Genomic DNA, 10,081 nt, shown 5'->3' with positions numbered 1-10,081 from the left:
CACCATCCCGGCGGAGGCCGCCGCCGGACTGGCCGAGACGCTGGCCGGCGTCCCGGTGCTGCTCGACGCGATCTACGACCCGTGGCCCACCCCGTTGGCCCGCGCGGTCGCCGCATCCGGAGGCGAGGTGATCAGCGGGCTGCAGATGCTGCTGCACCAGGCGTTCAGCCAGGTCGAACAATTCACAGGCCGGCCGGCGCCGCGAGAGCAGATGGCGGCCGCCCTGGCATAGCCTGCCGCGCCATGGGATCTCTGCTGGCGACCGCGTTCGGGGCGGTGGCGTTGTGGGCGGTGGCGCTGTCGATCGTGGACCTCAGGCGTCACCGGTTGCCCAACTGGCTCACCGTGCCCGGAGCCGTGACGATTCTGGCCGGCTGCGCGCTGTGCGGCCGCGGCCCGGCCGCCGTCCTGGGAGCGCTCGCGCTGGGTGGGCTGTACCTGGCCGTGCACCTGGCCGACCCCACCGGACTGGGCGGTGGTGACGTCAAACTCGCGGTAGGGCTGGGCGCGCTGACCGGGGCACTGGGTGCTCCGGTGTGGCTGCTGGCCGCGCTGGGAGCACCGCTGCTGACCGCGGTGGCCGCGGCGGTCAGTCTGCTGGCCGGGCGCGGTGGGACGGTGCCGCACGGACCGTCCATGCTGCTGGCCAGCCTGACCGCGGCGGCGTTGGCGGTGCTGTGAGCCGGACGTGGGAAGATGATCGCGTGTTGCGATGGACCACAGCCGGTGAATCCCACGGTCGCGCCCTCGTCGCCATGGTCGAGGGCCTGGTGGCCGGGGTCGGGCTGACCTCCGCCGAGATCGCCGCCCAACTGGCGCGCCGGCGGCTCGGGTACGGCCGCGGCGCGCGGATGAAGTTCGAGCAGGACGAGGTCAGGGTGCTGGCGGGGGTGCGGCACGGGAGCACCCTGGGCGGACCGATCGCGATCGAGATCGGCAATTCCGAATGGCCCAAGTGGGAGACGGTGATGGCCGCCGACCCGGTCGACGCCGCCGCGCTGGACGTCGCGCGCAACGCCCCGCTGACCCGGCCGCGGCCCGGTCACGCCGACTACGCGGGCATGCTCAAGTACGGATTCGACGATGCCCGGCCGGTGCTCGAGCGGGCCAGTGCCCGCGAGACCGCGGCCCGGGTGGCCGCGGCCACCGTCGCACGCGCCTTCCTGCGGCAGGCGCTCGGCGTCGAGGTCGTATCCCATGTGATTTCCATCGGCGCGTCGGACCCCTACGACGGTCCGCCGCCCTGCGCGGCCGACCTGCCCCGGATCGACGAGAGCCCGGTGCGCGCGTTCGGCGCCGCGGCCGAAGCGTCGATGATCGCCGAGATCGAGGCCGCCAAGCGCGACGGCGACACCCTCGGCGGGGTGGTCGAGGTGGTCGCCCACGGGCTGCCGGTCGGGCTGGGCTCGTTCACCAGCGGGGACAACCGCCTGGACAGTCAGCTGGCCGCTGCGGTGATGGGAGTCCAGGCGATCAAGGGTGTGGAGATCGGAGACGGTTTCGCCACCGCCCGTCGCCGCGGCAGCGGAGCCCATGACGAGATGTTCCCCGGCCCGGACGGCGTGGAGCGCTCCACCAACCGGGCCGGCGGACTGGAGGGCGGCATGACCAACGGCCAGCCGCTGCGGGTGCGGGCGGCGATGAAGCCGATATCCACGGTGCCCCGCGCGCTGGCCACCGTCGACCTCGCGAGCGGGGAGCCGGCCGTGGCGATTCACCAGCGCTCGGACGTCTGCGCCGTCCCGGCCGCCGGTGTGATCATCGAGGCGATGGTGGCCCTGGTGCTGGCGCGGGCGGCGCTGGAGAAGTTCGGCGGCGACTCGCTGTCCGAGACCCGCCGCAACATCGATGGCTACCTGCGGGAGGTCGCGTCGCGCGAGGGCGGTTCTGATTCGGTACGGCTGTCGGGGTAGCACTGATGGCGCCGAAGGCCGTGCTGATCGGGCTGCCCGGCTCGGGGAAATCGACTATCGGGCGTCGGCTCGCAAAAGCCATGGGGCTCAATCTGATCGACACTGACGCCGAGATAGAGCGGCGCACCGGCCGCAGTATCGCCGAGATCTTCGCCGCCGACGGCGAGGCCGGATTTCGCCGCATCGAGGAGGAAGTGATCCGCGAGGCGCTGCGGGACCACGACGGCATCCTCTCGCTGGGCGGGGGTGCCGTCACCACCGCCGGGGTGCGCAAAGCGCTGGCCGGCCAGACCGTGATCTATCTGGAAATCAGCGCCTCCGAGGGGGTCCGGCGCACCGGCGGCAACACCGTGCGCCCTCTGCTGGCCGGGCCGGACCGCGCGGAGAAGTACCGGGAACTCTCGACCGAGCGCTCACCGCTCTACCGGCGGGTGGCCACCATCAGGGTCAACACCAACCGGCGAAACCCCGGTGCGGTGGTCCGCTACATCGTCAACCGGCTGGAGAACCCTGAGCCGCCCCGCCGCCGCAGGCCGCCGTGGCGGCGTTCCGCGGCGACGGCTGCCCAGCCGACCGTGGCCGCGGCCCCCGATGCCGTCCCGCCGGCGCGGGCGCCGGCCGACCGCCCCCCGGTCACCCCGGCCACCCTGGCGGCCAGCCGCGGAGGGGTGCGCAAGTGAGCCGGCCCGTCACCATCGACGTCGCGGTCGATCCGCCCTACCCGGTGGTCATCGGCACCGGGCTGCTCGATCTGCTCGGGGGCCTGCTCGGCGATCGGCACAAAGTGGTGATCCTGCACCAGCCCGCCCTCACCGGCACCGCGGAGGCGGTGCGAAAACAACTGTCCGGCAGCGGGGTTGACGCTCACCGCATCGAACTGCCCGACGCCGAGGCCGGTAAGGACCTTCCGGTCGTCGCCTTCATCTGGGAGGTGCTGGGACGTATCGGGGTCGGCCGCAAGGATGCGATCGTCAGCCTCGGCGGCGGCGCGGCCACCGACGTGGCCGGCTTCGCGGCGGCGACGTGGCTGCGCGGGGTCGACATCGTGCACGTGCCGACCACCCTGCTGGCGATGGTCGACGCCGCGATCGGCGGGAAGACCGGGATCAACACCGACGCCGGCAAGAACCTGGTCGGGTCGTTCCACCAGCCCGCCGCGGTTCTGGTCGACCTCGCGCTACTGGAGACCCTGCCGCACAACGAACTTGTGGCAGGCATGGCCGAGATCGTCAAGGCCGGTTTCATCGCCGACCCGGCGATCCTGGAGCTGATCGAGGCCGACCCGCAGGCCGCGCTCGACCCGGCCGGGCCGGTGCTGCCCGAACTGGTCCGGCGGGCCATCGCGGTGAAGGCCGAGGTGGTGGCAGCCGACGAGAAGGAGTCGGCGCTGCGCGAGATCCTCAACTACGGGCACACCCTGGCTCACGCCATCGAGCGCCGGGAGCGCTACCGGTGGCGGCACGGCGCCGCGGTCTCGGTGGGGCTGGTCTTCGCCGCCGAACTGGCCCGGTTGGCCGGCCGCCTCGACGACGACACCGTGCGCCGGCACCGCGATGTGCTGACAGCTCTCGGGCTGCCGGTTGTCTACGACGCAGACGCGCTGCCGGAGCTGCTCAAGTACATGGCCGGGGACAAGAAGACCCGTTCCGGGACTCTGCGTTTCGTGGTGCTCGACGGGCTGGCCAAGCCGGGGCGGCTGGAGGGACCCGACCCGGCCCTGCTGGCAGCGGCCTACGCCGAGGTGTAACGTGAGGAGGAGGCGACAGGATGACGACGGTGCTGGTTCTCAACGGCCCCAACCTGGGCCGTCTCGGTCAGCGCGAGCCGGAGGTCTACGGCAGCGCCAGTCACGACGACCTGGTGTCGATGATCGACGCCGAGGCCGCCGAGTTGGGGCTGTCGGCGGTGGTGCGGCAGAGCGACAGTGAGGCGCAGCTGATCGCCTGGCTGCACGCGGCCGCCGACGCCGGTGACCCGGTCATCATCAATGCCGGTGCGCTGACTCACACGTCCATCGCGCTGCGCGACGCCTGTGCAGAGCTTCGTGGTCCGCTGATCGAGGTGCACATCTCGAACGTCCACGCGCGTGAAGACTTTCGGCACCACTCCTACCTCAGCGGTGTGGCCACCGGGGTGATCGTCGGGCTGGGGCTGCAGGGCTACCTGCTGGCACTGCGATATGTCGCAGCCAGAGGCTGAGCGATATGTCGCAGCCAGAGGCTGAGCGATATGTCGCAGCCAGAGGCTGAGCGATATGTCGCAGCCAGAGGCTGAGCGATATGTCGCAGCCAGAGGCTGAGCGATTCAGTCCTAGCGGTCGTGGTCGTGCCGGCGCAGTTCGGCTTGCTCGTGCTCGAACCGCACGGCCTCCCGAGCGTCCTGGCGCCAGTTCAACTCTGAGCGGGACACCGCGTACTCGGCGTTGGGGTCGTCCTTGTAGACCTCTTCGAACACATCGCCCTCCCCGCGGCTGCGCGGTTCGTTCGGGTGGCGGCGGTCCACCAGGAACCGGCCGACAGCAGATCCGAAGGTGGCCGGGATGAACACCATCAGGGCGGTGAACGCGGGGAACACGATGAGCTCAGGACCCAGTCCGTCGACGTAGACCGCGGAGATGAAGTGCGAGACGATCCACGTCACCAGCCCACTGACCACCCCCGCGATCAGTCCGGCCAACAGCCACCGCATCGCCAGGTCCCGCCGCCGGTCCGGGTCGGGGTTGGCCCGCGCGTCGGCCATACCGTCGATCGCACCCCAGATCAGAGCCGGGATGACGAACAACGCCATCAGCAGGATGCTGATCTTGCCCGCGTTGGTGGGGGAGGCGTTGACCAGCGATCCCTGCACCACCCGTAACACAACCATTCCGATCGCGAAGGCCAGCCCGCGCGGTAACCACGTCGTCATGGGTGCATACCCTAGCGAGTACCGTCACCAACCGTGACACATTGCCAACGCCGGGGCCGGTTGGCGTCGTGTCTGGCTGCCGACGAACTGGATGCCGTACTGGTCAGTGACCTGGTCAATGTGCGTTATCTGACCGGGTTCACCGGTTCCAACGCCGCTCTGCTGGTGTTCGGCGACGACACGCCGGACGTTCTGGCCACCGATTCCCGCTACCGCACTCAGGCCGCCCGCCAGGCCCCTGACCTGCACACCGTGATCGAGCGGGCCTGCGGACGCCAGCTGGTGGCCAGGGCGGTTGCCGGGGGCGCGCGGCGGATCGGCTTCGAGAGTCACGTCGTCACGGTGGACGGGTTCGACGTCCTGCGCGGGGAACTGGCCGGCAGCGGCGCCGATCTGGTCCGGATGTCCGGTGCGGTCGAAGCGCTTCGGGAGGTCAAGGACGCCGGCGAGATCGCCCTGCTGCGGCTGGCCTGCGAAGCCGCCGACGCGGCCCTGGACCGGCTGGTCGGGGCGGGCGGGTTGCGGCCTGGCCGCACCGAACGCGACGTCGCCCGCGAGTTGGAGGCGCTGATGCTCGAGCGTGGCGCCGACGGCCCCTCGTTCGAGACCATCGTCGCCGCCGGCGTGAACTCGGCGGTGCCCCACCACCGCCCGACCGACGCCGTGCTGGAACGCGGGGACTTCGTGAAGATCGACTTCGGCGCCGCGGTCGGCGGCTACCACTCCGACATGACCCGGACCTTCGTCCTGGGACGCCCCGCGCCCTGGCAGCGGGAGATCTATGCGCTGGTATCCGCGGCGCAGCAGGCCGGCGTCGACGCGCTGGAACCGGGGGCGGAACTTCGCGGGATCGACGGGGCCGCCCGGCAGGTCATCACCGACGCCGGCCACGGCGATAACTTCGGCCACGGCCTGGGCCACGGGGTAGGGCTGCAGATCCACGAAGCGCCGGGACTCAGCTCGGCGGCCGCCGGTACACTGCGTCCTGGCTCCGTGGTGACCGTGGAACCCGGCGTTTACCTGGCCGGCCGCGGTGGCGTTCGCATCGAGGACACGCTGGTCGTCGGCGCAAGGGGCCCCGAGTTGCTGACCCGGTTCCCCAAGGACCTGGCCATCCTCTAGAAAGCGTCTACAAGGAGAACGACAGACCGTGGCGACCACTGCCGACTTCAAGAACGGCCTCGTGCTGAACATCGACGGACAGCTCTGGCAGATCATCGAGTTCCAGCACGTCAAGCCCGGCAAGGGGCCGGCCTTCGTGCGGACCAAGCTCAAGAACGTGCTCTCCGGCAAGGTGGTCGACAAGACCTACAACGCCGGGGTCAAGGTGGAGACCGCCACCGTGGACCGTCGCGACGCCACCTATCTCTACCGCGACGGCAGCGACTTCGTGTTCATGGACAGCCAGGACTACGAGCAGCATCCGCTGCCGGAGTCCCTGGTCGGGGATTCGGCCGGCTTCCTTCTGGAGGGCATGCCGGTGCAGATCGCGTTCAACGAGGGCAGCCCGCTGTACCTGGAGCTGCCGGTGTCGGTGGAGCTCGAGGTGACCCACACCGAGCCCGGTCTGCAGGGCGATCGGTCCAGCGCCGGCACCAAACCGGCCACTCTGGAGACCGGCGCGGAGATCCAGGTTCCGCTGTTCATCAACATCGGCGACAAGCTCAAGGTCGACTCGCGCGACGGCAGCTATCTGGGCCGAGTGAATGCCTAGCGGTGCCTGAGCGCAAGGCGGACAAAGGCAGATCCCAGGGCAGATCCCAGGGCAGGCACCAGGCCCGCAAGCGTGCCGTCGACCTGCTTTTCGAGGCTGAGGCCCGCGGCCTGACCCCCGCGGAGGTGGCCGCCGGCAGGGTCGCCCTGGCCGATGCCGATCCCGACGTGGCGCCGCTGAATCCCTACACCGTGACCGTGGCCGAGGGCGTCAGCCGGCACGCCGCCCACATCGACGAGCTGATCAGTTCGCATCTGCAGGGCTGGACCCTGGAGCGCCTGCCCGCCGTCGACCGGGCCATCCTGCGGGTCGCGGTGTGGGAACTGCTGCACGCCGAGGATGTGCCAGAGCCGGTCGCCGTGGACGAGGCCGTCGAGTTGGCCAAGGAACTGTCCACCGACGAGTCGCCCGGGTTCGTCAACGGCGTGCTCGGTCAGGTGATGCTAGTGACGCCGCAGATCCGGGCCGCCGCCGCGGCGGTCGCAAAGCCGGGCCCCGGCATGAATGCGCGGGAGCACTTCGCCGACCTCGCGGCGGTCTGGGACTCCCAGGCCGAGGCCATGGACGCCTCGATGGGAGCGCACGGTTTCGCGGCCCGGTTGGCACTGGCGGTCCGACCGGGCGAGCGGGTCATCGACCTGGGCTGCGGTCCGGGGGTATCGGCGGTGGCGCTCGGGGCTGAGGTCGGGCCCAACGGTTGGGTGGCCGCCGTGGACGTCGTCCCGCAGATGGCCGAGGCCGCCGACCGGAGGTTGTCGGCTGCCGGGATGCCGGGGGCTGGAGTGACCGCCGACGTGGCTTCCGCTGATCTGGTCGAGGTGGCCGGCGGCGGCCAACCGTTCGACGCCGCCCACTCCCGGTTCGGGCTGATGTTCGTCCCGGAGCCGGAAAAAGCATTCGCCAACATCTTTCGCGCCCTTCGGCCGGGCGGAAGACTGGCCGCATCGGTCTGGCAGCATCTGGACCGGAATCCCTGGATGGAGCTGAGTACCGCGACGGCCACCCAGATTCTCGGTATCGACCGCCCGCCGCTTCCGGCGCCGGGCTCCCCGGGCCCGTTCTCGCTGGCCGACCCGGTGGCAACCGGTCGAATCATGGCCAGGGCAGGATTCGCCGACGTGGCGCTGGAATCGGTGGAGGCGCCGTTCATCTTCCCCGGCGACGGGACCGAGGCGGCCGAACGGGTGCTGAGCGCCGGTCCGCTCGGAGCGGCTTTTCTCTCCGCCGACGAAGCCCTCCGCCGCGACGTCGTTGCCGGCGTCCTGGAGGCGCTTGACAGGCACCGCGGCAATTCCGGTATCGAGGTTCCCGCCGCCTCCTGGTGCATCACGGCTTGGCGGCCTGCCTGAAAACCCGGTCGCCCTACAAACCCAGCGCGTCGTAGGTCCGCCGGACGAACTTCGGCTGCACCGACTGCAACCGGGCGAACGCGGTATTGCCCGCCACCGCGGCCGCCGCCGCGGTGAGGTCGGGATAGTTCTGGATCAGGTAGATCAGGATCAGGCCGTTGGCCGGGTCGGCCTGCCACCAGGTGCCGTAGGCCCCCGGCCAGCCGAACGTTCCGAGTCCACCTGGGCCGAACAGCCGTGCCGATCGGGACGGATCGGTCACCACCGAGAGGTTCAGCCCGAATCCGCGGCCCACCCAGAACGGCGCGCCCAGGAAGGGCGCGCGCTTCTGCTCCTCGGTGAGCCGGTCGGTGCGCATCGCCCGAACCGACTCCTGCGACAGCACCCGCACCCCGTCGAGCTCCCCGCCCTCCAGCAGCATGCGGGCGAATCTGAGGTAGTCATCGGCGGTGGACAGCAGGCCGGCCCCGCCCTGGCTGAACCGCGGCTCGCGCACCGGCGCCGGGCCCATCGCGTCGTGGTGCAGCACACCCTGATCGTCGATCCGGTACATCGTCGCGGCGCGTGACCGCTTCTCCTCGGCGACGTAGAAGCCGGTGTCGGCCATGCCCAGCGGCCCGAAGATCCGCTCGGTCAGCACGTCGTGCAGCGACCTGCCCTCGATCCGGCTCAGGATGATGCCGAGCAGTTCGGTGCTGTGGCTGTAGGTCTGGCGCTCGCCGGGCTGATGCACCAGCGGCAACCGCGCGACCTCGGCCAGCCAATGGTCGGCGTCCTGGCGCAGCGACACAGTTCCGTAGGCACGGCTGATCGGACCGGTCACCGAGAATGCGTAGGCCAGCCCGCTGCGGTGGGTCATCAGGTCTTCGACCGTGATCGGGCGGACGGCCGGCACCGTGTTGCCGGTGTCCAGAGGACCGGTGGGATCGGCCAGCACCCGCACGTCGGCCATCTCCGGCAGCCACCGGGTGACCGGATCGGACAGCGCGAGCCTGCCCTCCTCGACCAGCGTCATCGCCGCCGCCACCGTCACCGGCTTGGTCATCGAGGCGATCCGGAAGATGGTGTCGCGCGTCATGGGCAGGCCGGCCTCGGCGTCCCGGTGACCGATCTCGTTGACCTGCAGCACTTCTCCGCGATGCCAGACGCACGTCACCGCACCGGCCAGCAGCCCGGCCTCGACTGCTCCGGCGATCGAGGACCGGTTGTCGGCGAGGCTCACCGCGGGGAGTCTACGCAAGCCCGGCGCGCCCGAACGGCCGGTGCCGCGCGGGTGTTAGGCTTCGCGCAATCGACATCCTTTAACGATCCGTCCGGAGAGGCGGAGAAGGAGGTCTGGGTCACTGGTGGCTACCACCGACCGGGAACTCATGTCCGAGGCGGACGTCGGACGAACCATTTCCCGCATCGCCCACCAGATCATCGAGAAGACAGCTCTCGACGGCGCCGAAGCGCCCCGGGTGGTGCTGTTGGGAATCCCGACCCGCGGGGTCACGCTGGCCCGACGCCTCGGCGAGAAGATCACCGAGTTCTCCGGCGTCGCGGTCGATCGGGGCGGCCTGGACATCACGCTGTACCGCGACGATCTTGACTTCAAGCCGCCCCGTGCCCTGGAGGAGACCTCGATCCCCGACGGCGGCATCGACGGCGCCCTGGTCATCCTGGTCGACGACGTGCTCTACACCGGCCGGTCGGTGCGCTCCGCGCTGGACGCGCTGCGCGACATCGGCAGGCCCAGGGTGGTGCAACTGGCGGTGCTCGTCGACCGCGGCCACCGGGAACTGCCGGTGCGGGCGGACTACGTCGGTAAGAACGTGCCCACCTCGCGTGCGGAGAACGTCAAGGTGCGGCTCGCCGAGGACGACGGTGTCGAGGGCATCTGGATCGCCCCGGAAGGGGGTCCTGCCCGGTGATGAGCGCTGGCGCGAGGAACGGACGAACATGACCGTCCGGCATCTGCTCTCCGCGGCGGACCTGTCCCGCGACGAGGCCACCGCCATCCTCGACGACGCCGACCGGTTCAAGCAGGCGCTGCTGGGCCGCGAGGTCAAGAAACTGCCGACGCTGCGCGGGCGCACCATCATCACGATGTTCTATGAGAACTCCACCCGCACCCGGGTGTCCTTCGAGGTGGCCGGCAAGTGGATGAGTGCCGACGTCATCAACGTCAGCGCGTCGGGCTCGTCGGTGGCCAAGGG

General features: G+C 70.5%; 10 protein-coding genes and 4 pseudogenes. 12 read left to right on the top strand and 2 right to left on the bottom strand.

The features are described from left to right. The 6 genes and pseudogenes from ACKOQ4_RS00350 to aroQ form a co-directional block, all read left to right on the top strand. Positions 1-232: pseudogene (locus tag ACKOQ4_RS00350) on the top strand (shikimate dehydrogenase); the annotation flags it as partial. Positions 233-243: 11 nt separating this feature from the next. Continuing rightward, the gene (locus ACKOQ4_RS00345; RefSeq protein WP_526287664.1) at positions 244-681 is read left to right on the top strand and encodes a prepilin peptidase; all 438 of its coding nucleotides are present in this window, start codon (positions 244-246) and stop codon (positions 679-681) included. A 23-nt stretch (positions 682-704) separates the two neighbouring features. Further along, positions 705-1,913, top strand: coding sequence for a chorismate synthase (gene aroC, locus ACKOQ4_RS00340; protein WP_526287662.1), 1,209 nt, complete (start codon positions 705-707; stop codon positions 1,911-1,913). 5 nt (positions 1,914-1,918) lie between these two features. Beyond that, a pseudogene (locus ACKOQ4_RS00335) lies at positions 1,919-2,431 on the top strand (shikimate kinase); the annotation flags it as partial. 158 nt (positions 2,432-2,589) lie between these two features. Then, on the top strand, positions 2,590-3,660 hold the full coding sequence (aroB, locus tag ACKOQ4_RS00330) for a 3-dehydroquinate synthase (protein ID WP_526287660.1): 1,071 nt from the start codon (positions 2,590-2,592) through the stop codon (positions 3,658-3,660). Positions 3,661-3,680: 20 nt separating this feature from the next. Then, complete coding sequence (aroQ, locus tag ACKOQ4_RS00325) at positions 3,681-4,112, top strand: type II 3-dehydroquinate dehydratase (protein WP_526287658.1); 432 nt, start codon at positions 3,681-3,683, stop codon at positions 4,110-4,112. 111 nt (positions 4,113-4,223) lie between these two features. Here aroQ and ACKOQ4_RS00320 read toward each other — a convergent pair whose 3' ends face one another. Continuing rightward, positions 4,224-4,820, bottom strand: a complete 597-nt coding sequence (locus tag ACKOQ4_RS00320; RefSeq protein ID WP_526287656.1) for a B-4DMT family transporter — start codon at positions 4,818-4,820, stop codon at positions 4,224-4,226. A 33-nt stretch (positions 4,821-4,853) separates the two neighbouring features. Between ACKOQ4_RS00320 and ACKOQ4_RS00315 the strand changes: the two genes are divergently transcribed. The 4 genes and pseudogenes from ACKOQ4_RS00315 to ACKOQ4_RS00300 all read left to right on the top strand — a co-directional run bounded on the left by ACKOQ4_RS00315 (position 4,854) and on the right by ACKOQ4_RS00300 (position 7,883). Then, positions 4,854-5,942, top strand: a complete 1,089-nt coding sequence (locus tag ACKOQ4_RS00315) for a M24 family metallopeptidase (RefSeq protein WP_526287654.1) — start codon at positions 4,854-4,856, stop codon at positions 5,940-5,942. A gap of 28 nt (positions 5,943-5,970) precedes the next feature. Further along, positions 5,971-6,534 (top strand): elongation factor P, encoded by a 564-nt coding sequence (gene efp, locus ACKOQ4_RS00310; RefSeq protein ID WP_526287652.1) that lies wholly within the window; start codon positions 5,971-5,973, stop codon positions 6,532-6,534. Positions 6,535-6,536: 2 nt separating this feature from the next. Further along, positions 6,537-7,016: pseudogene (gene nusB, locus ACKOQ4_RS00305) on the top strand (transcription antitermination factor NusB); the annotation flags it as partial. Positions 7,017-7,034: 18 nt separating this feature from the next. Beyond that, the gene (locus ACKOQ4_RS00300; RefSeq protein ID WP_526287668.1) at positions 7,035-7,883 is read left to right on the top strand and encodes a class I SAM-dependent DNA methyltransferase; all 849 of its coding nucleotides are present in this window, start codon (positions 7,035-7,037) and stop codon (positions 7,881-7,883) included. Positions 7,884-7,896: 13 nt separating this feature from the next. On the opposite strand, the gene ACKOQ4_RS00295 is transcribed toward ACKOQ4_RS00300, so the two are convergent. Then, entirely contained in the window at positions 7,897-9,105 is a 1,209-nt protein-coding gene (locus ACKOQ4_RS00295; protein ID WP_526287650.1) for a serine hydrolase domain-containing protein, read from the bottom strand. Positions 9,106-9,226: 121 nt separating this feature from the next. Here ACKOQ4_RS00295 and pyrR point away from each other — a divergent pair, with 121 nt between their 5' ends. Together pyrR and ACKOQ4_RS00285 are read left to right on the top strand one after the other, a co-directional pair. After that, positions 9,227-9,796: a bifunctional pyr operon transcriptional regulator/uracil phosphoribosyltransferase PyrR gene (pyrR, locus tag ACKOQ4_RS00290; RefSeq protein ID WP_526287666.1), complete on the top strand. Its 570-nt coding sequence runs from the start codon at positions 9,227-9,229 to the stop codon at positions 9,794-9,796. A gap of 28 nt (positions 9,797-9,824) precedes the next feature. Further along, positions 9,825-10,081, top strand: a pseudogene (locus ACKOQ4_RS00285) (aspartate carbamoyltransferase); the annotation flags it as partial.

This window comes from Mycobacterium sp. (genome assembly GCF_046095365.1).
Taxonomy (GTDB): Bacteria; Actinomycetota; Actinomycetes; order Mycobacteriales; family Mycobacteriaceae; genus Mycobacterium.
This window is presented reverse-complemented; position numbering and strand designations above follow the sequence as displayed.

Bases quoted from the DNA above. Each gene is read 5' to 3' on its own strand.
- ACKOQ4_RS00345 (WP_526287664.1), top strand. From the start codon at position 244: ATGGGATCTCTGCTGGCGACCGCGTTCGGGGCGGTGGCGTTGTGGGCG.
- aroQ (WP_526287658.1), top strand. From the start codon at position 3,681: ATGACGACGGTGCTGGTTCTCAACGGCCCCAACCTGGGCCGTCTCGGT.
- ACKOQ4_RS00320 (WP_526287656.1), bottom strand. From the start codon at position 4,820: ATGACGACGTGGTTACCGCGCGGGCTGGCCTTCGCGATCGGAATGGTT.
- ACKOQ4_RS00300 (WP_526287668.1), top strand. From the start codon at position 7,035: ATGAATGCGCGGGAGCACTTCGCCGACCTCGCGGCGGTCTGGGACTCC.